Annotated in this window: 23 protein-coding genes; 11 read left to right on the top strand and 12 right to left on the bottom strand. The window is 62.6% G+C overall.

Going from position 1 to position 25,620, the window contains the following annotated elements:
• Nucleotides 1-495 precede the first annotated feature (495 nt).
• The 3 genes from AC1RT2_RS05140 to AC1RT2_RS05150 all read left to right on the top strand — a co-directional run bounded on the left by AC1RT2_RS05140 (nt 496) and on the right by AC1RT2_RS05150 (nt 2,099).
• On the top strand, nt 496-864 hold the full coding sequence (locus AC1RT2_RS05140; protein WP_069058569.1) for an Hpt domain-containing protein: 369 nt from the start codon (nt 496-498) through the stop codon (nt 862-864).
• Between the two features lie 206 nt (nt 865-1,070).
• Nucleotides 1,071-1,391 (top strand): 2Fe-2S iron-sulfur cluster-binding protein, encoded by a 321-nt coding sequence (locus AC1RT2_RS05145; RefSeq protein WP_069058570.1) that lies wholly within the window; start codon nt 1,071-1,073, stop codon nt 1,389-1,391.
• 24 nt (nt 1,392-1,415) lie between these two features.
• Nucleotides 1,416-2,099: an NAD(P)/FAD-dependent oxidoreductase gene (locus AC1RT2_RS05150; protein WP_493100031.1), complete on the top strand. Its 684-nt coding sequence runs from the start codon at nt 1,416-1,418 to the stop codon at nt 2,097-2,099.
• 314 nt (nt 2,100-2,413) lie between these two features.
• On the opposite strand, the gene AC1RT2_RS05155 is transcribed toward AC1RT2_RS05150, so the two are convergent.
• Nucleotides 2,414-3,025 carry a DUF922 domain-containing protein gene (locus AC1RT2_RS05155; RefSeq protein ID WP_150129873.1) on the bottom strand — a complete coding sequence of 204 codons (612 nt, stop codon included), beginning with the start codon at nt 3,023-3,025 and terminating at the stop codon, nt 2,414-2,416.
• 238 nt (nt 3,026-3,263) lie between these two features.
• On the opposite strand from AC1RT2_RS05155, the gene folP reads away from it, so the two are divergent.
• From folP to folK, 3 genes are read left to right on the top strand one after another with little or no spacing between them, the layout of a single operon-like run.
• Complete coding sequence (gene folP / locus AC1RT2_RS05160; protein ID WP_493100033.1) at nt 3,264-4,136, top strand: dihydropteroate synthase; 873 nt, start codon at nt 3,264-3,266, stop codon at nt 4,134-4,136.
• A gap of 24 nt (nt 4,137-4,160) precedes the next feature.
• Entirely contained in the window at nt 4,161-4,529 is a 369-nt protein-coding gene (folB, locus tag AC1RT2_RS05165) for a dihydroneopterin aldolase (RefSeq protein ID WP_069058573.1), read from the top strand.
• Entirely contained in the window at nt 4,519-5,040 is a 522-nt protein-coding gene (gene folK, locus AC1RT2_RS05170) for a 2-amino-4-hydroxy-6-hydroxymethyldihydropteridine diphosphokinase (protein WP_493100035.1), read from the top strand. The genes folB and folK overlap by 11 nt, the downstream gene beginning before the upstream one ends.
• Here the strand turns inward: folK and AC1RT2_RS05175 are convergent.
• The 5 genes from AC1RT2_RS05175 to AC1RT2_RS05195 form a co-directional block, all read right to left on the bottom strand.
• Entirely contained in the window at nt 5,033-5,581 is a 549-nt protein-coding gene (locus AC1RT2_RS05175; protein WP_493100037.1) for a hypothetical protein, read from the bottom strand. The two genes, folK and AC1RT2_RS05175, sit on opposite strands and share 8 nt — an antisense overlap.
• Before the next feature lie 147 nt (nt 5,582-5,728).
• A complete protein-coding gene (locus AC1RT2_RS05180) occupies nt 5,729-6,793 on the bottom strand; it encodes a YcjF family protein (protein ID WP_493100039.1) in 1,065 nt (354 codons plus the stop codon).
• Complete coding sequence (locus AC1RT2_RS05185) at nt 6,790-8,265, bottom strand: YcjX family GTP-binding protein (protein ID WP_493100041.1); 1,476 nt, start codon at nt 8,263-8,265, stop codon at nt 6,790-6,792. The genes AC1RT2_RS05180 and AC1RT2_RS05185 overlap by 4 nt, the downstream gene beginning before the upstream one ends.
• A 69-nt stretch (nt 8,266-8,334) precedes the next feature.
• Entirely contained in the window at nt 8,335-8,859 is a 525-nt protein-coding gene (locus AC1RT2_RS05190; protein ID WP_493100043.1) for a SixA phosphatase family protein, read from the bottom strand.
• 73 nt (nt 8,860-8,932) lie between these two features.
• Entirely contained in the window at nt 8,933-10,903 is a 1,971-nt protein-coding gene (locus tag AC1RT2_RS05195) for a putative bifunctional diguanylate cyclase/phosphodiesterase (protein ID WP_493100045.1), read from the bottom strand.
• Between the two features lie 362 nt (nt 10,904-11,265).
• Between AC1RT2_RS05195 and dksA the strand changes: the two genes are divergently transcribed.
• The gene (gene dksA / locus AC1RT2_RS05200; RefSeq protein ID WP_069058579.1) at nt 11,266-11,685 is read left to right on the top strand and encodes an RNA polymerase-binding protein DksA; all 420 of its coding nucleotides are present in this window, start codon (nt 11,266-11,268) and stop codon (nt 11,683-11,685) included.
• A 215-nt stretch (nt 11,686-11,900) separates the two neighbouring features.
• On the opposite strand, the gene AC1RT2_RS05205 is transcribed toward dksA, so the two are convergent.
• Entirely contained in the window at nt 11,901-12,896 is a 996-nt protein-coding gene (locus tag AC1RT2_RS05205) for a flagellar biosynthetic protein FliO (protein WP_493100048.1), read from the bottom strand.
• A gap of 296 nt (nt 12,897-13,192) precedes the next feature.
• Between AC1RT2_RS05205 and cckA the strand changes: the two genes are divergently transcribed.
• Both cckA and AC1RT2_RS05215 read left to right on the top strand, forming a co-directional pair.
• Nucleotides 13,193-15,790: a cell cycle histidine kinase CckA gene (cckA, locus tag AC1RT2_RS05210; protein WP_069061369.1), complete on the top strand. Its 2,598-nt coding sequence runs from the start codon at nt 13,193-13,195 to the stop codon at nt 15,788-15,790.
• A gap of 87 nt (nt 15,791-15,877) precedes the next feature.
• Nucleotides 15,878-16,360 carry an RNase H family protein gene (locus AC1RT2_RS05215; protein ID WP_493100050.1) on the top strand — a complete coding sequence of 161 codons (483 nt, stop codon included), beginning with the start codon at nt 15,878-15,880 and terminating at the stop codon, nt 16,358-16,360.
• A 176-nt stretch (nt 16,361-16,536) separates the two neighbouring features.
• Here AC1RT2_RS05215 and AC1RT2_RS05220 read toward each other — a convergent pair whose 3' ends face one another.
• The 3 genes from AC1RT2_RS05220 to gpt all read right to left on the bottom strand — a co-directional run bounded on the left by AC1RT2_RS05220 (nt 16,537) and on the right by gpt (nt 22,244).
• Nucleotides 16,537-20,358, bottom strand: a complete 3,822-nt coding sequence (locus AC1RT2_RS05220) for a vitamin B12-dependent ribonucleotide reductase (protein WP_069058582.1) — start codon at nt 20,356-20,358, stop codon at nt 16,537-16,539.
• Between the two features lie 623 nt (nt 20,359-20,981).
• Nucleotides 20,982-21,563, bottom strand: coding sequence for a hypothetical protein (locus AC1RT2_RS05225; protein WP_493100053.1), 582 nt, complete (start codon nt 21,561-21,563; stop codon nt 20,982-20,984).
• A 183-nt stretch (nt 21,564-21,746) separates the two neighbouring features.
• On the bottom strand, nt 21,747-22,244 hold the full coding sequence (gene gpt, locus AC1RT2_RS05230; protein ID WP_069058584.1) for a xanthine phosphoribosyltransferase: 498 nt from the start codon (nt 22,242-22,244) through the stop codon (nt 21,747-21,749).
• 182 nt (nt 22,245-22,426) lie between these two features.
• Here gpt and AC1RT2_RS05235 point away from each other — a divergent pair, with 182 nt between their 5' ends.
• Nucleotides 22,427-23,038, top strand: a complete 612-nt coding sequence (locus AC1RT2_RS05235) for a GNAT family N-acetyltransferase (RefSeq protein ID WP_493100055.1) — start codon at nt 22,427-22,429, stop codon at nt 23,036-23,038.
• 27 nt (nt 23,039-23,065) lie between these two features.
• On the opposite strand, the gene AC1RT2_RS05240 is transcribed toward AC1RT2_RS05235, so the two are convergent.
• Complete coding sequence (locus AC1RT2_RS05240; RefSeq protein ID WP_069058586.1) at nt 23,066-23,908, bottom strand: universal stress protein; 843 nt, start codon at nt 23,906-23,908, stop codon at nt 23,066-23,068.
• A gap of 161 nt (nt 23,909-24,069) precedes the next feature.
• Nucleotides 24,070-24,825 carry a competence/damage-inducible protein A gene (locus AC1RT2_RS05245; RefSeq protein ID WP_069058587.1) on the bottom strand — a complete coding sequence of 252 codons (756 nt, stop codon included), beginning with the start codon at nt 24,823-24,825 and terminating at the stop codon, nt 24,070-24,072.
• A 170-nt stretch (nt 24,826-24,995) separates the two neighbouring features.
• Between AC1RT2_RS05245 and wrbA the strand changes: the two genes are divergently transcribed.
• Nucleotides 24,996-25,595, top strand: coding sequence for an NAD(P)H:quinone oxidoreductase type IV (gene wrbA / locus AC1RT2_RS05250; protein WP_493100058.1), 600 nt, complete (start codon nt 24,996-24,998; stop codon nt 25,593-25,595).
• Nucleotides 25,596-25,620: the final 25 nt, after the last annotated feature.

The raw sequence follows: 25,620 nt of genomic DNA on the forward strand, positions 1-25,620 counted from the left end.
GGCTTCGTGCGCGCTGCCGCTGCTCAGGCGCATTCGAACCGTCCGGTTGGTGGCCGGTCTTGCTGCATACCCTCATGGCAAGCAGCGTCCAGGCCCCCGTTCATTTCAAATTCGCTCGATAACCCCGAAGGACGAAATGGTGTACTCCGCCCACGGTTTATCCACCGGGAATATCCGGTCGTATCGTAGTGACACATTAGCCTGTATCACACAATTCATTGCCATCTCCCTTAGCCCGAAACTTAACAGGAAGTTAATTTCCAGCGAATCTGTATCGCAATGGAAAACTTGGGAAAATGGCGAATTTTCAGCCGTTAACCATAGTTTGCGATTCATGCCCACTTTGCGCCGTCTTTTAATCGGATAGGCGCGCCGGCGGCGCAGAATAGCTGTCCCATGTTCTTGCGGATACGCGGCGAAAACGCCGGACCGCATCGGCATCTGCGTGCATCACAATGAAACAAGCGTACGTAGCGTAGATAAGGATATTGGCAAATGGCAGCGCTCAACATAGCATTCGAGGCGCCCGATAATGCAGGCGGCATGTGTCCCTCAAATGGACGGCCGATCGATCTGATACACCTTGCCCGCCAGACCATGGGCGACAAGGTGCTGGAACTGGAAGTGTTGCAGATGTTCGCGCGCCAGGCGCGTGAGAGCATGAAGGAAATCGCCGGCTCCGAAGGCGCTGCCCGTGCAGCCGTTGCGCACCGCCTGAAGGGCTCGGCCCAGTCGGTCGGCGCCACGGCCGTCAGCAAGGCAGCCGAGGCGCTGGAGGAAAATCCCGCCAATGCCATCGCCCTTGCAAGCGTGACCGCAGCCGTCGTCGAGGCGGAAAACTTCATCCTCAAGCTCTGCCGCTGATCGTCGCAGGCCAGTCGGCGATCGACTGGCGCGGCGGGAAAAGCCGATGCCGCGCCCGGACCAGTGAAGGCCGGGCCGGCCGGGCGATGTTGACTGAGGAGGGGTTTTGTTGGAAACGTCCGCCAGAAAGCTGGCGGTGCGGCACCGTCCCTCCGCCGGTCAGCCATTCGCCCACTCCGGGCAGCCTTGAGGATCCGGAACCCATCATGAGCAAACTCACCATCGTCGCCTTCGATGGCACGCGCCACGAACTCGATGTCGCCAAAGGCTCCACGGTCATGGAAAATGCCGTGCGCAACTCCGTGCCCGGCATCGAAGCCGAATGCGGCGGCGCCTGCGCCTGCGCGACCTGCCACGTCTATGTGGACGATGCCTGGAGTGCGATCGTCGGCCCGCCGGAAGCGATGGAAGAGGACATGCTGGACTTCGCCTACGATGTCCGCCCGACCTCGCGGCTTTCCTGTCAGATCAAGATGTCGGATGCGTTCGACGGGCTCGTGGTTCACGTGCCGGAACGCCAGGCCTGACATCATCCTTTTTCGGAGCGTTGAATGGAGCCCGCCACTGACACCGATGTGGTTCTGGTCGGCGCGGGACCGGTTGCGCTTTTTTCCGTCTTTCAGCTCGGACTGTACGGGCTGACATGCACGCTGGTCGACAGCCTCGACCGCGCCGGCGGCCAATGCGCCGTGCTTTATCCCGGCAAGCCGATCTATGACGTCCCGGGCTTCCCGAAGATCGACGGGCTCGAGCTGACCGATCGACTACTTGAGCAGATCGCGCCTTTTTCGCCCCGATTTCGTTTTGCATCGACCGTTACCGGTTTCGCGCAGCAGCCGGATGGGCGCTTTCAGGTGGCTTTGAAAGACGGCGCGTCGCTTGGCGCGAGTGTCGTGGTCGTCGCCACCGGGCTCGGCACGTTTGTGCCCGGCGCGGGCGAGCCATCGCTTGAGGCTGGCCCGGCCCCGGCCTGGCCGCTGGAGCGTTCGGGCGATGCCTTCGTCGTGGATCCGGAACGTTTCGAGACATCGCAGCCGGGGGTCTTTGCCATCGGTGATGCCAGCCAGTATCCGGGGAAACTGCGACTTATCCTTTCCGGCTTCCACGAGGCGGCGCTGATGACGCAGGCGGTCCGGCGCATCTGCTTTCCGGGCGGGCGCACGACGCTGGAATACACGACCTCGTCTTCACGCCTGAAGAAGAGAATCGAAGGCGTGGGCTCCAACAAAGAATAGAAGGGGCAAAAAAAGAGCCTCGCCGGTCGATCAAGACGAGCGAGGCCAGTAGGGCGCATCGCAACAGGAGAGGGAGGAGACACCTGCTGCTTCAATGGGACGCGCCAGGAGAACCTGTTACAAACTGTTTCATGCTACTGCGGGAAGGAAAAACCCTCTTCCCGTTCACTGTTGACATGAAGATACGGTGATTTGCGGAATTGCGCTATCGCTAAAACTAACCAGTTATTTTATGCATCGGTAACAGGCCGGGCCTTGACCCGGTCCGAAATCACTCACGCTCATCCAGAAATACATGAACGGCTGCTTGGCCGTTACTGGAGCTTGCTCTTCAGGCGGTGCGTCAGCAGGCGCATCATGCGGTCGTTGAAGTTCTTGGATTCGACGCGGTCGAAGCGTGCCTGGTCGGCGTCATGCTTGGAGACGGCGTCGGCCGTCACCCGGTCGACGCGGGCCTGCATGCGTTCGCAGTCGGCCTCCGGACGCAAGGTCTTCAAGGTGCGTTCGAGGGTGCGGGCATGGTTGCGGGCGATTTCGGCGTGGCGTTCCTCGTGCCGCTTGATGTCGCTTGCCAGCGTGTCCCAGATTAGCGCGAGCGATTCGGTGGCGCGTTTGCGGTTCTTCCAGCGGGGAAGGATGATCTGCGTGGACAGCGTCACCTTCGCCTCACCGACGGCGCAACGGTCGCCGCGGCGCACATAGGTTACCGAGCCGCCCCACTTGATCTTCGTCGCGCCGGGATGGCGTGAACCGCTGTGTTTCATCACAGGCCCGCGCTTGGACAGTTCTTCATCGAGTTCCGCTGCCGTACGCCCACCGACGGAAAAATAGGCAAAGGTTTTCGAGGTGATCGTCTCGGCGCGCGCCGGCTGAACGGCGAGGCAGGCGAGGGCGGCAAGGGCCATCAGGTGAGCGATGGTCTTCATTCGGATCAGCATTCCTTTCGCCATCGGGTTTCCCTGATGGTGTGCCAGCCAAACGGCCGGTTGAACTTCCTTTAAGCTTGGGGCATAGGCTCCGCAAGCGCAACACCCTTTCCGGGCGCCGCGGAAGAACCCTAGTTTCAGATCGGTTGATTAAAAACTAAAGGTGTTCACCAGATTCAAGGTGCTAGGGCGTTTTTCGCGCGCCCGGCGCTCTTCTTAACCGTCGAGGGAAACCGCCATGTTTTCACCGTTCGATCCCTCCCGCTGGGCGCTTGCCCATGGCCGCCATCTGGAGCTCGGGCCGCGCGGCATTCTCATGGCGATCGTCAATGTGACGCCCGATTCCTTTTCCGATGGCGGCCGGTTCGACAGCGCTGACGCGGCGGTGGCGCAGGCGATCCTCTGTCTGGAACAGGGCGCAGAGATCATCGATATCGGTGGGGAATCGACCCGTCCCGGCGCCGCATCCGTGACGGCGGCCGAGGAACAGGACCGCATTCTCCCCGTCATCGAGGCGCTCGCCGGCACGACGGATGCCATCATCTCCGCCGACACATATCGTGCCGAAACCGCCCGACTTGCGGTCGCGGCCGGCGCCCATATCGTCAATGACGTGCACGGGCTGCAGCGCGAACCGGATATTGCCCGCGTCGCCGCCGACACAGGCGCTGGCCTTTGCATCATGCATACCGGGCGTGACCGGGAAAAACGGCCGGATGTGGTGGAGGACCAGTATCTCTTCCTTGGCCGCTCGCTCGAGATCGCGCGCGAGGCGAACGTTGCCCGTGAGGCGATCGTGCTCGATCCGGGATTCGGCTTTGCCAAGGATAGTGATGAAAACCTCGAACTGATGGCGCGTTTCGGCGAGCTTTACGGTTTCGAACGGCCCATTCTCGCCGGAACCTCTCGCAAGCGCTTCGTCGGCGCTGTCACCGGGCGTGAGGCGGTGGACCGGGACGCCGGCACGGCCGCCACGACGGCGCTTCTGCGCATCGCCGGCGCGGCGGTGTTCCGGGTGCATGATGTCGCAATCAACAGGGATGCGCTTGCCATGGCGGATGCTATGCTCGCCGCGGAGCGCAAGGTGAAGGCACGCGAGACACGCGCCTGACACTCAGCCAGACAGGATGAATCCATGACCACCAGCTACACGATCACGCTCAAGAACTGCGCCTTCTTCGCCCGCCACGGCCTGCACGACGCGGAAGAGTTTCTGGGGCAACGCTTTTTCGTCGACGCCGAGCTCGACGTCCGGCCGTTGCAGCCGCTCTCGGACGATGCGATCGAATCGACCGTCGACTACGGCGTCGCTTTCCAGGAGATCGAAAAGATTGTCACCGGCCAGCGCCGCTATCTCATCGAGGCACTTGCCCAGGAGATCGCCACCGTTCTCTGTGCCCGCTTTCCGCAGATTGCTCGCGCGCGGATCACGGTGAGAAAGCCGAACGCGCCGGTACCCGGCGTGCTCGACTACGTCCAGGTAACGGTCGATCATGTCGTCTGAGCCCTTCCGCCGGGCCACGCTCGGCCTTGGCGGCAATGTCGGCGATCCCGTCCGTGCGATGGCCGAGGCTTTGCGGGCGCTCGACGCGCGGCCAGATTGCCGTGTCGTTGCCGTATCGCGGCTCTACCGGACACCGCCCTGGGGCAAGACGGACCAGGACTGGTTCTTCAATGCCTGCGCGCTGGTCGAAACGGCGCTTGAGCCTGAGCCGCTCCTGGATACCTGCCTTGGTATCGAACGCGACATGAAGCGTGAACGCAAGGAGCGCTGGGGGCCGCGCACCATCGATATCGACGTATTGACCTATGAGGGTGTGGCGCAGGCCGGCGGGCGGCTGGAACTGCCGCATCCGCGCATGACGGGGCGCGGCTTCGTGCTGATGCCGCTGGCCGACGTTGCGCCCGAACTGGAGGTGCAGGGGCGCACGGTGGAATCCTGGCTTAAGAACGCTGATGTCGCGGGCATCGAGCCGGCGAGCGCCGGCTCCGAATGGTGGAAGACGGCTACTTGATCGAGCCGACCGCGATGTCGTCGAGATTGCGGTCGAGCGACACGCCGATGACCGGGATCATCCTGTTTTCGACCTTCACCGAAATGGTGATGTTCAGCTTGTTGTCGCTCTCGAGGCGGGCGATCATCGCACCGTTCAGCTTCTGACGGTTGATGCCGACGACGACCTTGTTGCCATTGACCTGGCCGGAGGTGATGTCGAGGCCCTTGCCGGAGGCGCCATCCAGGAACTTGCCGGTATAGCTGTTGCCCGCCTTGGTGATCAGCGCCGACATCGGCTGCTTGAAGACGCCGACGCGGCAGAAGCCGTCGAGTTGGATGCCGGCGCTTTTTGCCGGTGCGGTGTCGCCCGTCAGGTCGCAGGAGAACTTGGTCCCCTTGTACTTGCCGGCGACGATTTCGCCCTTGCCCTGCCAGTTGCCGGTGACTTGCTCGAAAAACGCCTTGTCTCGCGATCCGGCGGACGCGGGCAATGCAAGAGTGGTGGCTGCGAGAAAGGCCGCTACGGAGGCGCGGGCGATCAAAGAGGTGCGCGGGTACATGAACGATCCTTGATAGGCGACGGCCTTTTGGCCTGCTTTAGTGTCACGAGATTTGCGCGAAAATGGTTAATGGACGGTTTCCAGCGGCCTCACCCCCTATCATTTGACAGGTTTGTCCGCGCGGGAATCCGGGGTGTTGCTCGTCGGTCACGCTTCGTCGCGGCGACGTCCCGAGGCGCCGGGCGTCAGGTCGCCGATGAAATCGCCGATGCCGGGCCGTTTCAGCGAGCGGAAGGGCATGGGGCGGCAAAGGTCCATGGCGGCGATACCGATTCGTGCCGTCATCAGCCCATTGATGACGCCTTCGCCCAGCCGTGCGGAGAGTTTTGAGGCAAGTCCATGGCCGAGCACCTGCTGCACGATACTGTCGCCCATGGCAATCGATCCCGTGACGGCGAGATGGGCGATGACGTCCCGCATCAGGCGCAGCATGCCGATCTTGCCCGGCCGGCCGCCATAGAGTTCCGCCATGCTGCGCACCAGCCGGCTGCTTTCGTAGACGACATAGCCGAGGTCGACCAAGGCGCGGGGGCTGACCGCGGTGACGATGGACACGCGTTTGGCGGCGCCGAGGATGAGGGCGCGCGCCTCACGGTCGAGCGGCGTCATCAGTTCGCGCTCGGCAAGATCGATAAGGTGGGCGGCGTCGATGATCTCGCCCTCGGTCTCGGCAAGCCGCGCCCGTCCGCGTGCCGTCTGGGGTCGAGTGGCGAGCAGATGCACGAGGCGGGCGACGATGGCCCGGCCGACGGACGGTGCCGGCGACAAGGCGGCTTCGGCAACGTCGTGCTTGATATCCTGAACGGCGGCGAGCCGGCGCAGACCGATCAGTTCGCGCGTGACCATGCCGAGGAGAGCGAGCACCGCGATCGCTGCGGCGGCGATGGCGAGGTAGCCAAGCCAATCGTTGCGGTTGAAAAGGTCGCGGATCAAAGCATCGACCCAGAGGCCGATGGCGAGCGACAGGAGCAGGCCGAGCGCGCCGAAGGCGATGCGGCCGAGCGTGATGCGGCGCGGGCGAGGCGTTGCGACCGGCGGCAGGAGGTCCGGCAGGTCTGCCGTCGTTGCGATGAAGGGATCTTCGGCGTCGGGTGTCAGCGTGACCGCATCGTCGAAGGCGGCGGGCGCGCGTGGCGTGGTGCGCTCCGGTTGTTTTGCCGTTGCATCTGCGGGAAGCGAGAAGGCGGCGGGCTTGCGCGGACGGTCGTTCATGCGAGCCGGTCTCCGATCAGGTATTGCAGCGCGCGGTCGAGACGGATGTGCGGTACCGACAGTTTCAGGCCGCCGCCGGTCTCCTCGATATGCGGTGGGCGGAAGCGCACGAAGTTCAGAAGATGGGGTGCTTCACCTTCGGACTGTGATTCAAGGGCTTGAAAAAGTGAATCCGGATTCGCCGGCAAGTCACCGGGAAATATCGCTGTTTTCCGCTCGCCGTCAAAGATTTCGCCATTGATCTTCTCGCCCGCCATTGGCACGCCGACGATGACAGGCAGGTCCTCGCCGTCATGCTTAACGGTCGCCTCGCGGGTGGCGCGCACGGAGGCGAGCGCCATCACCTCGATGCCGGCACCGCTCATGCCGATGCGCTCGATGGCACGCTCCACCAGCCGGCGGGTGACGGCCTCCAGCCGCGGATGGCTTTCATGATGCAGATGATCGGCCTTGGTGGCGGCAATCACGATGCGGTCGATGCGGCGCGTCACGAAGGAGGAGAGAAAGCTGTTCTGGCCGGCGCGGAAGCAGTCGAGCACGTCGCCGAGGGCACGTTCGAGATCATGCACCGCCTCAGCACCGCGATTGATGGCCTGCAGTGCGTCGATGAGCACGATCTGCCGATCGAGGCGAGCAAAGTGCTCGCGGAAGAACGGGCGGACCACATGGCTCTTGTAGGCCTCGTAGCGGCGCTCCATCATCGCATGCAGCGAGCCCTTTTCCGGCCGGCTGTCGCGTAGGTTCGGCAGCGGGGCGAAGGTCAGTGCAGGGGAGCCTTCGAGGTCGCCAGGCATGAGGAAACGGCCGGGCGGCAGGGTGGACAACGAGCGTTCGTCGGACTTGCAGGCCCTCAGGTAGGCGGTGAAGGCGTCCGCGAGCGAACGGGCGGTCGCCTCCTGCGCGGTCGCGGCAGGATCGACCGTGTTGGACAGTGCCAGCCATTCCCGGGCGAGTTCCGCGCGGATGCCCGATTGGGCGAGCGCCACCGTGTTTGCGCTGAAGGTGCGAAAATCCTGTGCGAGCAGCGGCAGGTCTAGCAACCACTCGCCGGGATAATCGACGATGTCGATTGCGAGTTTCCCTGGCGAAAACAGGCGGCCCCAGCCGGATGCGCTTTCGTAGTCGAGCGTGATGCGCAGCTGCGAGATGGCGCGTGTCGAATCCGGCCAGACGCGGTCGGCGACGAGCGCGCGGATATGATCCTCGTACTGGAAGCGCGGCACGGCATCGTCCGGTTGCGGTTCCAGTTGGATTTTCGATACGCGGCCGGAGCGGCCGGCCTCGAACAGCGGCAGGCGGCCGCCGTTCAGCAGATTGTGCACGAGGGAGGAGATGAAAACCGTCTTGCCGGCGCGCGACAGTCCCGTCACGCCGAGGCGGATCGACGGATTGACGAGATTGGTGGCGCGGCCGGTCAGCGCGTCGAGCGCGAGCAGGGCTTCGTCGGTGAGGGTGGTCAGGCTAGGCGGCAAGGGTCTCTTTCCAGCGTCGATGACGATATAGGAAACGAAATCCGGCAAAAAAAGAGCGCCGCCGTTTCCTTAATGGGCGGGGCGCGGCGCCATGAAGCCGGCAAGGCAGGCACCGCCGTAATTCTCCTGCGTCGGACGCTCGTCGAAATCGAGAATGGCAAGACCCGCCGTCGGAAAGCCGAAAGGTGCTGCCGTTTCGGCGATTTCCTTGCCGACGAGGCGGTGAAAGAATTCCTCGATCATCGGGTTGTGGCCGACGACCATCACGGAGTTTTCCTGCCGGTTCGCGAAGGCGAGTTCGGCATAGGTATCGACGGTGCCCGAATAGAGGGAATCGACGTATTCGATCGACAACTCTTCGCTGACGGTGCGGTGAAACGGTTCGGCGGTCTGCCGGCACCGCACGGCGGTCGATGAAATGATGAGAGCCGGCTTGTAGCCCTGGTCGGCCGCCTCTTCGGCGATCACCTCGGCTTCGGCAAAACCATCATCATCAAGGGCACGATCGAAGTCAGACTGGCCGGGTTGGGCCCAGGCGGCGCGGGCGTGGCGAAGGATATAAAGCCGGAAGGCCGGCGTGCCGAGAGATGCCAAATCTGTCCTCCATTCGCCTGCGGTCGCGGATCTGTGCCGCTGTCCCCTGTCATGTCTTTCCTTGCCGGAAAGATCAACCGGTTTTGCGAATTGGCGCGTTCACGATGCTGTCGGACACCGCCTGATAGGCGAGCGTATCCTCGAGCTTCTGGGGCCGTGCGAAGTAGTAGCCCTGCATCATGCGGCAACCGAGCGCGCGCAGCGCCGCCACCTGCTCTGGGGTTTCCATGCCCTCGACCACGCAGACGCAGCCGATGTTGCGCGAGAGGTCGACGATCGTCTTGACGATGCTGCGGCTGAGTTCGTTCGTCGTGATGTCGACGATGAAGCCACGGTCGATCTTGATCTTGGTGAGCGGCAGCTTGTGCACATAGCTGAGGCTGGAATGACCCGTGCCGAAGTCGTCGAGGGCAATGCCGATGCCATGGTCTGCGAAACGGCGGATATTGTCTGCGGCGAGCGCGAAATTGCGCATGACCGCCGTTTCCGTCACCTCCACATCAAGGCGCTTGGGATCGACACCGCTGTCCGCGATGATTTCGAGAAGCGCATCGACGGTCTTGTTGGAGACGACGTCACGGGTCGAAAGATTGATGGAAAGACGGATATGGGCCGGCCAGGTCTGCGCCGCCTCCAGCGCCTTGCGCATTACCACTTCCGTCAGCCGCCCGATGATGCCCGCGCGTTCGGCGGCGCGGATGAAGACGCCGGGCGGAACCGGGCCAAGGGTCGGGCTTTCCCAGCGGGCGAGCGCCTCATAGGCGAAGATACCGTTGGTGTCCGCATCGACCATCGGCTGGAAGACGAGATGCATTTCGCTGTCGAAATCGGCACCCAGCAATGCTTGCTGGACGCGCCCCTGCTCGTTGATCTCGGCCTCATGTTCGGCGGAGAACACGACCGTGGTGCCACGGAAATTCTGCTTGGCAAGGTAGAGTGCGAAATCGGCCCGGTCGAACAACCGGTCGGCGGTGGTGCCGGCATCGCCAAGGATGGAGACGCCGAGCGAGCCGGACACGCGTGGCGTCTGGCCGTTGAAGACGTAGGGCTCCTGCAGCGCCGTGCAGATTTCTTCACCGAGCAGCCGCAGCCGGTCCGGGCAGGGCTTGCCCTCGAAGATGATGCCGAACTCGTCGCCGCCAAGGCGTGCCGGGAATGCGCCCCTGCCGGCAAAGGCGGAGAGCCGCTCGCCGACCTCGACGAGCAGCTTGTCGCCAATGCCATGGCCGAAGGTGTCGTTGACGGGCTTGAAGCCATCGAGATCGATGAGACCAAGGGCCAGGCCCGTTCCGTTCTTCTCAGCCTCGATGATGTGCCTTTCCAGCTCGGCGCGGAACTGGCGACGGTTCGGCAGGTTGGTCAGACTGTCGAGATTGGCGAGGCGGTGGTTCTCATCGCTGAGCCGCTGGGTTTCGGCCTGGCGGACGGTCAGTTCCTTCTGCGACTGTATGAGGGCGCCGAAATCCCGGTAGTAGGTGAGAAGGATGAAGACCATGGCGACGGTCACGAGCGCGACATTGAGCGCCAGCGCCGTAAAGACCGGATTGCCGGATGCGGCGAAGAACACGGTGAACGGTCCGAGCACGATCGCCGTCAGCATCAAGGCGGCGGCGCGCAGATGCATGAGGCAGAAGATGCAGCCGATCACCGTGTTGGCGATGTAGAAGGCGACATGGGACTGCTGGTAGGCGTCGCCATAGGAAAACAGGCTGAGCGACCAGGCGCAGAAGCCGGCGCCGAGAAGGGCGGTCAGGCGATAGGTCGAACGCAGCCGGCCGACCGCCTCGTCATGCGTATAGCGCCGGTCGCGGCTGAACCACCAATGGACCAGCCGGGTGAGGCTGACGGCATAGAGCGCCGAAGGAATGTAGAGCGTCAGATAGGCGGGGGCGGCGTTGAAATGCGTGACGGTGAGGGCGACCGTATTCGTCACCAGCATGAAGTAGAGCAGCGGCACCTGCTTGGTAAAGGCGACAAGCTGCGCCTGGACGAGCTCCGGATTGCCGGATTCGATCGTGAGAATGGCCTTCGCCTTGCTGAACATCCAATGCGTGCTCCTGCCTTGGAGGAAGAGAAGCACGAGTTGCTAAAATAAGTCTGAATCTGCCGATGGGACAGTTTTGCGAAAGAAAATCGTTCTAGCGTGCATAACAGTCGAGAATCTCGTGCCTATATTTGGGGCAGAGTGGTGCCACGGGCAGGCCATATCGCCCGGCAACAGGTCGCATGGGATGGGGCGCCGATAGGCCCGTTTCCCCATCCCGTTGTAATTTTGATGAAATATTAGTCTGGCAAGGTTCAAAATAGAGGCAGACGCGAAAACCGTGGGTAAGTTTCAGCAGGCTTGAATCAGCTTACCTGTAGGGATATACAGCGCGCCTTGAGATGTTCTTCAGGAGAATCGCGTTGAGTGAGAAGATCGATCTTAGCAATTTCGTCCTCGATGAGGGCGATGAATTCATGAGTGCAAACCAGCGGGCTTACTTTCGAGCGAAGCTGAACGCCTGGAAAAACGACATTCTGCGCGAAGCGCGCGAAACCCTTGGTCATCTGGCGGAAGAAAGCGCTAACCATCCGGACCTTGCGGACCGGGCTTCCTCCGAAACCGACCGTGCCATCGAACTTCGTGCACGCGACCGCCAACGCAAGCTGATCTCCAAGATCGACGCGGCGTTGCAGCGTCTCGACGAAGGCACCTACGGTTATTGCGAGGAAACAGGTGAACCGATCGGCCTCAAGCGTCTCGACGCCCGCCCGATCGCAACGCTTTCGATCGAGGCGCAGGAGCGCCACGAGCGTCGGGAAAAGGTGTATCGCGACGAGTAGCCGTTTTCTGCCGGTTTGAAGAGGGCCGACAGAAGACCAAGCGATCTCGAGCATCGGATTTTCCGGTGCCGGCTGGGTGCGGATTGCGTGACGTAACACCTTGAAAAGCTAAAGCCGCCGGAAACATCGTTTCTGGCGGCTTCTTTATGTCTTGTGCGGGGCTTTGCGCTACCTGTCGAATAGGGTAAATCCACGCCTTCGCGTCGCGCCTGGCGCTACGCTTTCCTGCTCGCTGCAATCTCGCCAAGCAGGCGGGCCATTTCCGCTTCGGTCTCTTCACGGCTCTTGGCGACAGGCTGTGCCTGCCCGAGCGTGTTGGCCGTCTGGGTGGGGTTGGCCGTCGTCTGCGCGGTTGTCGTCTGCGCGGTTGTCGCCTGTGCGGTCGTGCGGGTGGCCGCCGCGCCGCCGCCGGTGATCTCCGCTTCGAGAATTTTCTCGAATTCGCTCACAAGGGCCGGATTGTCGATTGCAGCGGCCGGTTTGGCGATGGGCTGCGCCGTCACCGGGCGCTGTACGGTCTGTCCGATCGCCGCCTGTGTCGTCGTCGCTGCCGGTTGCGGTGTCAACACACGCTGGCGGCTCTGCTCCAGAACGTCTTCGATACGGTGTTCGGGCGTGCGTTGCTGGGTGCTCGTCTGGGGCTGCTGGCCTGTCGTCACGGGCTGCGTGGCGGTGCGTGTCGGAACGGCGCGTGCGGCGGCGGCACTGTCTTCACCGGCATAGAGCACCTTGCCCATGGCGGAGACCCCTTCCGGTGTGGCGGCCGGGCGGCGTTCTGTGGCGGTCGCGGCAATTGTCGCTGCGCGTGCCGCCACGACCGGTTCGACTGCCGCCTTGGCCGGTGTTTCGTGCTGCACGGCCGTCGGCTCGGCCCGCTCGACCTTCTGGGATGCTTTCTCGACGGGCTGGGTATTGTCTGCTGACGGGATGGCGATGCGGGTCTCGATGACGATGTCGGTCGGGCCGCCGATCATGAGGAGGTGTTCCACGTCGTCGCGGCGCACCAGCACGAGCCGGCGGCGCGTATCGATCGCGGCGGCATCGAGCACGGCAAGGCGCGGCGTGCGGTTTCTCCCGCCGCGGATGAACGGCGAGGAGGGGCGTCCGCGGATGATCCAGAGCACCAGTGCGAGGCAGACAAGGCCGAGTAGCACCACCACCGCGGCGATGACGAATTTCGTGCCGTTCTCTGTGAGAATCTCCTGGAACATGGCGCGCTCACTCCTTTTCCGCAGATTGGCTTTTCGCCGAACCGGCTGCATTTGACGGCTTTTAACGGGGTGGTACAAGCGCTTTGCCGCGCTTGTCCAGCACCGATTGCCGCCGTCATGGTCGCCTAACTATGGCAGCCTATGGAAATTGCGATGGTTCAGGCGGAATATTCCCTGTGAATTCGCGATCTTGCTTCCCCTCGACGGCTTTCTGCGCTTCCCTCGGGCGGATAAACATGATTCTGGCATCGGGTGCGGGCGAAGCGCAAGGCCGGACCGTTGCAGATGAGGGATTGATGACGACGATGAAGCGACCGGGCGAGGACAATGTGCCGATCGTGGAGCGTGGCGTGCGGCCGGCGGTCGCGTTTCGCGTCGTGCTGCTTGCCGTCGTGCTCGCGGCCTCCGCCGGCGCCTTCATCGTCTTCAAGAACCAGCTCGACAACGAGCTCGTGCTCGGCGTGCTCGGCGTGCTCGCCATGGCCGGCATCTTCTTCGTCGTTTCCGCGCTTATCGGCCTCGTCGAATTCATGCCGCAGACGGCGGGCTCAGACGATCTCGCAAGTTCGTTCCTCGATTCCCATCCGGACGGAACCGTCGTCACGGACCGCAAGGGCCGTATCGTCTATGCCAACACGGCCTATGGCGCGCTGACAGGTGCAAAGGGCGGTTCGGAAGTGCAGACGCTGGAGACGCTGCTCTCGCGCAACCGCGACGCCACCGAATCCGTCTATCGCCTGACCAACGGCCTGCACGAGGGCAAGGAAGGGGCGGAGGAGTTCCGCGTCCAGAAGCCGCTCAACGCGTCCGGTGCCAACGGCTCGGGCGCTCAGTGGTATCGCCTCAAGGCGCGCATTCTGCCGAACCACGAGAACGCCAAGCAGCCGCTCTATATCTGGCAGATTTCCAACATCACCTCCGAGCGGGACGACCAGGAGCGCTTCTTCAAGGAGTTGCAGAACGCGATCGACTATCTCGACCACGCGCCGGCAGGCTTCTTCTCCGCCGGGCGCAAGGGCGAGATCGTCTATCTCAACGCCACGCTTGCCGAATGGCTCGGCATCGATCTCGCCAAGTTCCAGCCGGGGTCGCTGTCGATTGCCGATGTCGTGGCGGGCGAGGGGCTTTCCCTCATTCAGTCCGTCCAGGCTGAACCGGGCCTGAAACGCACCGAGACGCTGGACCTCGACCTGCGCAAGACGAACGGCCAGAGCCTTCCGGTGCGCATCGTGCATCGCGTGACGTCCATGCGCGACGGAGCGCCGGGCGAAAGCCGCACCATCGTTCTCGCGCGTGAGGAGGGTGGCGACAGCGATCAGTCCGCGTCGATCGCCTCCATGCGCTTCACGCGCTTCTTCAACAACACGCCGATGGCGATCGCTTCCGTCGATGGCAATGGCCGCATCCTGCGCACCAACGCCCCCTTCCTGAAGCTGTTTTCCGGGGTTGTTTCACGCGACGATATCGACCGCGGCGCAAAGCTCGAAACCATCGTGCACGATACGGATCGCCTGCGCCTGCAATCCGCGCTCGATGCTGCCAAGGACCGCCAGGGCGATATTCCGCCGCTGGATTCACTCCATCCGGCCGATGACGGCCGGCATTTCCGCTTCTATGTGAACGCCGTCATCGACCAGAGCGACGAAGCGCCGGAAGAGGCCGCCATCGTCTACGCCGTCGAGATCACCGAGCAGCGGGCGCTCGAGACGCAGATGGCGCAGACGCAGAAGATGAATGCGGTCGGCACGCTGGCCGGCGGAATCGCGCACGATTTCAACAACGTGCTGACGGCGATCCTGCTTTCCTCCGACCATCTGTTGCTGTCGGCGCGCCCTGCGGATGCAAGTTTTGCCGATCTCATGGAGATCAAGCGCAACGCCAACCGTGCGGCCGTGCTGGTGCGCCAATTGCTCGCCTTCTCGCGCAAGCAGACCATGCGCCCAACGGTGCTGAACATGACGGATGTCATCGGTGACCTGCGCATGCTCGTCGACCGCATGACCGGCACCAACGTCAAGATCGAGGTTGCCTACGGTCGGGACCTCTGGCCGGTGAAGACCGATCTCGGCCAGTTCGAGCAGGTGCTGATCAACCTTGCCGTCAATGCCCGCGACGCCATGCCGGACGGCGGCACGATCACCTTCCGCACCCGCAATGTCGAAGCGGAGGAGGCTGCCGCGCGCAACCTGCGCGACCTGCCGCCGGGAGACTATGTGGAAATCGAAGTCGCCGACCAGGGCACCGGTATTCCGCCGGAAATCATCGACAAGATTTTCGAACCGTTCTTCACGACCAAGGAAGTCGGCAAGGGCACGGGCCTCGGTCTCTCCATGGTCTACGGCATCGTCAAGCAGACCGGCGGCTACATCTATCTCGATTCCGAAGTTGGCAAGGGCACGACGTTCCGCATTCTCATGCCGCGCCATATCGAAGACGTCGTGCCGGTAGACGCCGCGGCCGCTACCAGCGTAGCGCAGCTGCCGGCCGCGCAGGTCGTGGAAAAGGAACCGCGCGACCTCACCGGCGGCTCGGCCGTCGTACTGCTCGTCGAGGACGAGGAGGCGGTGCGCCGCGGCGGCAAGCGCATGCTGGAAACCCGTGGCTACACGGTGCATGAGGCCGGCTCCGGCGTCGAGGCGCTCGAGATCATGGAAGACCTGAACGGCGCCGTCGACATCGTCGTCTCCGACGTCGTCATGCCCGAAATGGATGGCCCGACACTCTTGCGCGAGCTGCGCAAAACCTATCCCGACATGAAGTTCATCTTCGTCTCCGGCTACGCCGAAGACGCCTTCGCCCGCAACCTGCCGGCGGATGCCAAATTCGGTTTCCTGCCGAAACCGTTCTCGCTGAAGCAGCTGGCAGAGGCGGTGCGGGAGATGCTGGACGCTTGAGGCGGGAGTGGCTCGGGCGAACCCACGCTGAGCTGAGCCTTTTTCTTCTATAATACTCAATCCCCTCATGCCGGACTGAGTCCCTTCATGGAACGCGATTTGATCGACGTCTTCGCCGATGGCTCCTTCAATCCTCGACTATCGGTTGGAGGCTGGGCGTTCGTCGCGTTTCAGGCAGGACGTGAAATCCAGAGCGATCACGGCTCTGCCCCGGGAGATTCGAATAACACGTTCGAAGTGTTGGCTATCCTGAAGGCTGTGATCTGGATCAATACGGAATGGCATGGCGTACCCGCCACGATCTGGACCGACTCCAGCCGGGCCGAAGAAGGCTGTCGGCGTTTCAGGCCGATCTGGCGAAATAACGATTGGCGACGTATCGAGCCGAATTTTCGGAAGAGGAAGCGGACGATACCGGACGTTGCCCTATGGCAGGAGCTCGACCGCCAGCTCAGCGCTAACCCCGGCCTTCGCATTGAATGGTGCCGTGGGCACGATGGGATCGAGGGAAACGAGCTCGCAGACACGATCGCCCGTGCCGCCGCCAAGCTCCGTACACCAGGTACCTGACAGCGCGTCGGATCCTGCATCCATCCTTTTTGTCGTTTTAGGAAGAGCGGGTAAGGCACCTAACGCAGCCGACCGCCTGCACTTGCATGATTTCCCGTAGGGTTCGTCAAAAGAAAATCCCGCCGACGTCTGGGACATCGGCGGGATCCATTTCAGTACAAGCAGCGTCGCGAGACTTAGCTGCACCCGCTCGTGGCGCCGCAGGTGTCGCACTTCTCGCAGGTGCCATTCCGCACCATCGTGAAGTTCTGGCACTCGGAGCACATGTTGCCGGTGTAGCCCTGGGCGATCGAGCGCATGCGGCGTTCGGCTTCGAGCTTCTTGGCATCGGCCTTGGCGCTGGCGGCTTCGGCGGCGGCCTTGTCGGAGAAGAGGGCAGTGACGCCCTGTTCTGCCTCGTCGGCGATGCCTTCTTCCGCGATTTCCTCGGCAAGCTCGGCGGCGCGTTCCTCGTAATCGCGCTTGAAGGCGACGATTTCGTGGGTGGAGATGGCGGTCGCCGGCTCCAGCTTGCGGGCAGCGTTGCCGGCAAAGGAGGTGACGTTGCTGCCCGACGATGCCTTGGCGGGCGCTGCCGTTGCGGCACCCTTCGGCTCGCTGAGCGGACGATCACCCATCTGGCCGCCCTGGATGAGCGTCGGCTTGTGGCCACGTGTCCAGCCGGTCGAGAACGGGTTGGTCTTGCCTTCCTGGATGCCCTTGCCAAGCGCGGTGTTGGAGAAATCCGACTGGTCGACATGCGCGAGGTCATGGCGGCCGAGATAGGAGACGGCGAGTTCGCGGAAGACGTAGTCGAGGATCGACGTGGCGTTCTTGATCGCGTCGTTGCCCTGCACCATGCCGGCCGGCTCGAACTTGGTAAAGGTGAAGGCCTCCACAAATTCCTCGAGCGGCACGCCGTACTGCAGGCCGAGCGAGATGGAGATGGCAAAGTTGTTCATCATCGCACGGAAGGCAGCACCTTCCTTGTGCATGTCGATGAAGATCTCGCCGATACGGCCATCGCCGAATTCGCCGGTGCGCAGATAGACCTTGTGCCCGCCAACGACGGCCTTCTGGGTGTAGCCCTGGCGGCGGTTCGGGAGTTTCTCACGGTCGCGCGAGACCCGTTCGATGATGCGCTCGACGATCTTCTCCGTGACCGTGACGGCCTGCGCGGCAGCGGGGGCTGCGACCAGCGCCTCGATTGCATCGTCCTCGTCGTCCTCGTCCTCGATCAGCGAGGCGTTGAGCGGCTGGGAGAGCTTGGAACCATCGCGGTAAAGCGCGTTGGCCTTCAGCGCGAGCTTCCACGAGAGCATGTAGGCGTTCTTGCAGTCCTCGACGGTCGCCTCGTTCGGCATGTTGATCGTCTTGGAGATGGCGCCCGAGATGAACGGCTGGGCAGCCGCCATCATGCGGATGTGGCTTTCGACCGACAGGTAACGCTTGCCGATCTTGCCACACGGATTGGCGCAATCGAACACGGCCAGGTGCTCGGCCTTGAGGAAGGGCGCGCCTTCCAGCGTCATGGCACCGCAGACGTGGATGTTGGCGGCTTCGATGTCCTTCTTCGAGAAGCCGATATGCTCCAGGAGGTTGAAAGACATGTCGGACAGCTGCGCATCCGAAACCTTCAGCACGTCCTTCAGGAAGTCGGCGCCGAGCGTCCACTGGTTGAAAGCGAACTTGATGTCGAAGGCAGCCTTCAGACCAGCGCTGACCGCCTCGATCTTCTCGTCGGTGAAGCCCTTCGCCTTCAGCGAACCGGGGTTGACGGCCGGTGCCTGGTTGAAGTTGCCGTGGCCGACCGCATAGGCCTCGATCTCGGCCAACTGGCTTTCGGAATAGCCGAGCGTGCGAAGCGCTTCGGGAACAGCGCGGTTGATGATCTTGAAGTAACCGCCGCCGGCGAGCTTCTTGAACTTCACCAGCGCGAAGTCGGGCTCGATGCCGGTCGTGTCGCAGTCCATGACGAGGCCGATCGTACCGGTCGGCGCGATAACGGTCGTCTGGGCGTTGCGGTAGCCATGCTTTTCGCCGAGTGCGACGGCCTTGTCCCAGGCGGCCTTGGCGTGGACGATCAGGGTCTGGTCCGGGCACTCGTCATGAATGAGTGCGACCGGGTTGACCGAGAGCTGCTCGTAGCCCGTCGTCTCGCCATAAGCTGCACGACGATGGTTGCGCATGACGCGCAGCATGTTGTCGCGGTTCGGTGCAAAGCCCGGGAACGTGCCGAGTTCGCCGGCCATTTCGGCCGAAGTGGCATAGGAGACGCCCGTCATGATCGCGGTCAGCGCGCCGGCAATGGCGCGGCCTTCCGTCGAGTCGTAGGGGATGCCCGAGGACATCAGCAGGCCGCCGATATTGGCGTAACCGAGGCCGAGCGTGCGGTATTCGTAGGAGCGTTCGGCAATCTGGCGCGACGGGAACTGCGCCATCATGACCGAGACTTCGAGCACGATGGTCCACAGGCGGACGGCATGCTCGTAGTCGGCAATGTTGATGTTCTTGGTGGCGGCATCCTTGAACTGAAGCAGGTTCAGCGAGGCGAGGTTGCAGGCGGTGTCGTCGAGGAACATGTATTCGGAGCACGGGTTCGAGGCGCGGATCGGGCCCGCGGCCGGCGAGGTGTGCCAGTCGTTCATCGTCGTGTTGAAATGCAGGCCCGGGTCGGCCGATGCCCAGGCGGCGTAGGAGATCTGCTCCCACAGGTCGCGGGCCTTCAGCGTCTTCATGACCTTGCCGTCCTTGCGGGCGGTCAGGTTCCAGTCGCCGTCGTTCTCCACAGCGCGAAGGAAGTCGTCCTTCAGCGAGACGGAGTTGTTGGAGTTCTGGCCGGAGACGGTGAGGTAGGCTTCCGAATCCCAGTCCGTGTCGTAGGTCTTGAACTCGAGGTCCTTGTAGCCCTGCTTGGCGAACTGGATGACGCGCTTGATGTAGTTTTCCGGAACCTGGCTCTTCTTGGCAGCGCGGATTTCACGCTTGAGCGCCGGGTTTTCGGCCGGGTCGTAGCACTTGTCGCCGTCAGCCGAGCAATTGACGCAGGCCTTCATGATGGCCTTGAGGTGATTGGCGACGATCTTCGAGCCGGTAACGAGGGCCGCCACCTTCTGCTCTTCCTTGACCTTCCAGTTGATGTAGGCCTCGATATCCGGGTGGTCGATATCGACCACGACCATCTTGGCCGCACGGCGCGTCGTGCCGCCCGACTTGATGGCGCCAGCGGCGCGGTCACCGATCTTCAGGAAGCTCATCAGGCCGGAGGAACGGCCGCCGCCCGAAAGCTTTTCGCCTTCGCCGCGCAGATAGGAGAAGTTGGAGCCGGTGCCGGAGCCATACTTGAAGAGGCGGGCTTCACGTACCCACAGGTCCATGATGCCGTTCTCGTTGACGAGATCGTCCTCGACCGACTGGATGAAGCAGGCATGCGGCTGCGGGTGCTCGTAGGAGGACTTCGACTTGGTCAGCTTGCCGGTGAAGGGGTCGACATAGAAGTGGCCCTGGCCGGGGCCATCGATGCCATAGGCCCAGTGCAGGCCGGTGTTGAACCACTGCGGCGAGTTCGGAGCAACGCGTTGGGTGGCGAGCATATAGGCAAGCTCGTCCTTGAAGGCGGCAGCGTCTTCTTCGGAGGCGAAATACTTGCCCTTCCAGCCCCAGTAGGTCCAGGTGCCGGCGAGGCGGTCAAAAACCTGGCGTGCGTCGGTTTCCGAGCCGTAGCGCTCACCCTCGGGGAGCGTCTTCAGGGCTTCGGTGTCGGCAACGGAACGCCACAGGAAGGAAGGAACGTCGTTTTCCTCAACCTTCTTCAGGCGCGCAGGCACGCCGGCCTTGCGGAAGTATTTCTGGGCAAGAATGTCGGCGGCGACCTGGGAGAACTGCGCCGGCACATCGATATCGGCGAGCCGGAAGACGATCGAGCCGTCCGGGTTCTTGATCTCGCTGATGGCCTTGCGGAATTCGATTTCCGCAAAGGCCGACTGGCCGGGTTTGGTGAAACGACGTTCTATGCGCATTGTCCGTTGTCCTCTGCTGCCGCAACCTGCCTTGAAAACAGGGCGCAATTAGTCCCGTCCAGCCGCAATAGCCTGCAGCCAGCTCAAATCTTCAGTCCGTGCGGGAAACCCGATCAATCTCGGGATCCTGTATCTTGTGCTGAGTTTAGCCGCAAACACTAAATATAGTATCAACAGCTTCTTTTTTCCAGCCCCATGATCGCGGTGGCGTTTCAAGAAATCCTGCGCAAATACCCTCGTGCGGCGAGCGGATCATCCACCCGGCCACATGCGCATGACAACGCGATTTCGTGATGAGAACCGACCTCGTAACAATACGGTCCAGCCGCCGCCGCAACTTGGATTTCATTAACCTCATCAGGGCGATTCCCGTCAAGGGCTGGTTTGTGAACGAAGTTTGAACCCTATATCTTGTGGCTGGTGCCTGTGGAAAATGGGGACATCGCCGGAAGCCTGAAGAATCAGCGGCTTCGCGCCGAAAGGTGAGATGGCGGGGCACGTCACTGTGGAAAAACGAAAAAAATCACAGGTGAAAACACGGAGTTTTTTTGCACCCCGACATCAAGCAATAGCCAGCGGGGGCGACTTGTGATCCGTGGATAAAGTGATTCTCTGACGCTACGTCAAAGCGCGTCCAGATTGACGCCAAAGGTGATCGTGCCAATGACGGCGCCGGTCCGCGGATCCCTGATCGGAAGGCTCGCCTGCGCCTGCATGAGCTGCGTGGACTCGTCACGCTCCGCCTCCTCGATATGAAGCGCCCCGTCACCAAAACTCGCCTGCCACTTCGCCTCGTCGCCCTGCCAGTAGTCGGAGGTGATGTCGCTCTGGCCGACATTGAGGCCGCGATTGTCCATGACGAAGATTTCGGTGATCAGTCCTCCAGCCGCGCGCTGCTGGCCCTTGAGATAGAGAGACAGGGGGTTGGACAGCTGCGCCTCGATCATCGGCCGTGCGGCACGGGACAGCTCTGACCGCCAGCGGGCGTCGAGGTCGTCGATCGCGGCCTGGCTGAGGTGCGCATGGGCTGCGTTCTGCGCGATGATGGCATTGAGGATTGCCGGTTCATCGAGCCAGGGACGGACATTGTCGTCAATGAATTCCGCGACGGCCGTGGTGCGGATATCCTGCTGCGCTTCCGCCTGGCTCCAGACAAGCAGCGCAGCGACGAGGGCGGCCGCAAATGCCGGCTTTTCAGAATGCATGTCGTACCCGGCCTCCCTCCACCGCTATTCGCCGGTGAATGTAAGGACTATCTTTTCAAGGAATTGCAGAAAGATTAAGCTGGCGGGCGCGTTTCACACATCCGCCGGCTCCGGGTGGAAAAATCGGCAAATCAGCGCGTTACCGCACTGCATTGACCTTGTTTCAATCCGCTTTGCAGAAGATCAGCCTTGCGTGCCCTTGGCGATCGGCTCCTGGTAGGTAAAGCCCATGTCCCAGGGGAAATAGATCCAGGTGTCCTGGCTGACCTCGGTGACAAAGGTGTCGACCAGCGGACGGCCCTTCGGCTTGGCGTAGACGGCGGCGAAATGCGCCTTCGGCAGCATGGCGCGTACTTCGGCGGCCGTCTTGCCGGTGTCCGTCAGGTCGTCGACGATGAGGATGCCTTCACCGCCTTCTTTCGACAGTTCGGGCGAGATGCCCTTCAGCACGTGCATTTCACCCTGCGAGACATAGTCGTGATAGGAGGCGACGCAGACCGTCTCGATGACGCGGATATTGAGTTCGCGCGAAACGATAGCCGCCGGCACCAGGCCGCCACGGGTGATACAGACGATGGCGCGCCATTCCCGCCCGCCATCCGCTAGCCGCCAGGCAAGCGCGCGCGCGTCGCGGTGGAACTGGTCCCAGGATACGGGGAAGGCTTTGTCGGGCAGCGACATGACAGGCTCCTGATAGGCGGAAGAAAGATTCCTCTCTGTAATGCAGTTTGCGTCCCAAAGAAATCACCGCTCGATCCTGCAGGGCGGGCGATCCACAGCGAAGTCCCGCGGGAACAGGCACTTGGAATTGTTTCGCCGCCATACCACTCCCATATGTCTCGCCGACGAGACAGGAGACGGCAATGGCGAAGATCGATGACCGTGATCGGGACTATAGGGTCGAACCGGGGCTGCGGCCTGAACACCGTGCTGTCGCCGCGGCGGGTTACTGGGAAGCGTTTTCCCGCAAGCTGCGCTATCCGCTCGGTCCGCAAGACAGGGCTGTCGCATTTATCGAGCAGGCGCTGAACCCGAGCCATGCCATCAGCGCGGTCTCGCGGGACAACCGGTTCCTTGGCGTTGTCGGCTTCAAGACCCCTCAAGGCGCCTTTGTCGGTGGCGGCTTGCGAGAAATGGCGCATGTCTATGGCTGGTTGAGCGGCATCGCCCGCGGTTTCTTGATCGGCCTTCTGGAGCGGCAATGCACGCCCGGCACGCTGCTGATGGATGGTATTTTCGTGCGCGCGGAGGCCCGCGGCCTCGGCGTCGGTTCTGCCCTGCTGGATGCCGTCGAACAGCATGCCATCGGGAGCGGGCTGAAACAGGTTCGCCTGGACGTGATTGACGAAAACCCACGGGCGCGCGCGCTTTATGCGCGCCGCGGGTTTGAAGCCACGTCGACCGTGTCTCTCGGCATCCTCAAACCGGTCTTCGGCTTTCAATCCGCCACCACGATGATCAAGGCCATCGGTTGACGGCAAGCGTGCCAGCAACCGTCGACCTTAGCGCGACATCAGCACCGGCACGCGGGCGCCGCGCATCATGGCGCTCGTGACGCCGCCGAAGAGGCGTTGGCGCAGCCGCGAATGGCTGTAGGCGCCCATGACGATCAGGCCGGCGTCGATTTCGGTCGCGCGGCGGTTCAGCGCGTCGGCTACCGAGTGACCATCCGAGGAGCCGGAGGTGACAGTCGTCTTGATGCCGTGGCGGGCGAGGGTGGCCGCAAGCTCCGCGCCGCAGAAGTCGCGCGACTGCATGGCATTTTCCGGTGGGTCGACGGTGAAAATCTCGACTTCCTTGGCCGCGGTCAGGAAGGGCAGGGCATCGAAGGCGGCGCGCGCCGATTCCCGCGAGCCGTTCCAGGCCAGCAGCACGCGCTCGATCGGCTCCGGGCCTGCCGGCGCGTTGGAGACGAGAAAGACCGGGCGGCCGCTCTCGTAGAGCAGGTCTTCAATATCTTCCCGCGCCGGGCCGTCGAGATATGGGTCGAACTGGCCGGCAAGCACGAGATCGGCGCCACGAGCACTGTCGATGATGCCCGCCGAGGCATAGCCGGCGGTGCCGGTAAAGAGGCGCCATTCATAGGAGATATCGTCGCGCTCGCAGCGGGTCTTGAAGGCCTGCTCAACGTCACGCGACTGGCGCTGGGCGCGCTCCTGCAGATCCATCACGGCATTCGGGTCGGGATATTCCATGGGCGCGATGAGCGTGACGACGACCGGCGATTCCGCGTGAATGCCGATGACATGGCCGCCCGTCTTGCGGGCAAGCACGAGCGCATGGTCCGTCACCTTGCCGGCGTCCTCAGTGGCGCTCAACACTGCCACGATGGTCTTGTAGGTCATTTCGGCCTCCTGTCCTCATCACAGTGCTGCGCGTCACGGCGGCGCGCAAAGCACATTGTAGAATATGGCTCTGCTGCACCATTCTGCAAATCGGAAAGATCAACGGAATGTGCAGCTGCCGCGACTATGAGCCCGGCGTGCCGCCAAAACCTTGATCCGGATCAAGAGGCGGCCTTGGCTGCGGCAATTTCGGCGATCATCGCCATGACATCGCGCTCGGCTGCTTCCGCCGGGGCTTCCTCGCGGCTGCGGATGACGATCTCCGTCGAGAACCGGTTTTCGGAAAAACGCGGATAGGAGCCGATGCTGGTCTCGGGGTGGTTCTTCTGGATTGCAGCCAGTGCGCTGCCGATATCGCCTTCACCGAAGGGCGAGGCGACAGAGCGCGAGAGCATCGGCACGCCCCCTTCAAGGGCCGGAACGACGGTGCCCAGCATTGCGGTGAAAACCTGCGGAACGCCCGCCATGACATAGACATTGCCGATGTTGAAACCCGGCGCGGTGGAGACGGCATTTTCGATATGCACGGCGCCCTCGGGCATGCGGGCCATGCGCTTGCGGGCCTCGTTGAATTCCACGCCACGCTTTTCGTACATGGCGCCAAGCAGTTGCATGGCGAGCGGATCGTAGAGACAGGGAACGCCAAACGCCTTGGAGATCGCATCCGCCGTAATGTCGTCATGCGTCGGGCCGATGCCGCCGGAGGTGAAGACGTAGGTATAGCGCGCGCGCAAGGCATTCAGCGCCTCGACGATCGCCTCCTCGTCATCGCCGACGATGCGCACTTCCTTGAGGTCTATGCCGGCGAGAAACAGCATATCGGCGAGTTGGCCGATATTCTTGTCCTTGGTGCGCCCGGACAGAAGTTCGTCGCCGATGGCGAGCATGGCGGCAGTGGCGATAGGACGGGAACTCATGGGCGCTCTCTGAAGTTCGGACAGAAATACCGACCGAAGGCACGGCATTGTCAATGGCGGGTGAACAGTCTGTCGACCGGGCGGCTCATGTCGCCGTCACTTCAAAGTGCTACATCCAAGCCGACGCCGCGATCAAGCGGAAAGGTCCCTTCGACACTCAGGAGACGACGATGGCAAAAGTTCTGGTTCTTTACTACTCGGCCTATGGCCACATCGAAGCCATGGCCTATGCCGTGGCGGAAGGCGCGAAGTCGGCCGGTGCCGAGGTAACGGTGAAGCGGGTGCCGGAACTGGTGCCGGAAGAGGTCGCAAAGTCCTCGCATTTCAAGCTCGACCAGAAGGCCGAGATCGCTACCGTGAACGAACTTGCCGATTACGACGCGATCATCGTCGGCGCCGGCACGCGCTTCGGCACGGTCGCCTCGCAGATGCGCAATTTCTGGGACCAGACGGGTGGCCTGTGGGCCGGCGGCAAGCTGGTTGGCAAGGTCGGTTCGGTCTTCACGTCCTCCGCCACCCAGCACGGCGGCCAGGAATCGACCATCCTCGGCTTCATCCCGACGCTGCTCCACCACGGCCTCGTCGTTGCCGGCCTGCCTTACGCCTTCCAGGGCCAGATGGGTGTTGAAGCCGTCAAGGGCGGTTCGCCCTACGGCGCCTCCACCATCACCGACGGCGACGGCTCGCGCCAGCCTTCCGAAGTCGAGCTGGACGCTGCCCGCTTCCAGGGCGCGCATGTTGCCAAGATCGCCGGAAAGCTTTCGGCCTGACGTTCTCCTGAAACGTCACTGAAAA

It is taken from the genome of Shinella sp. GW821-FHT11G07, from assembly GCF_058808115.1.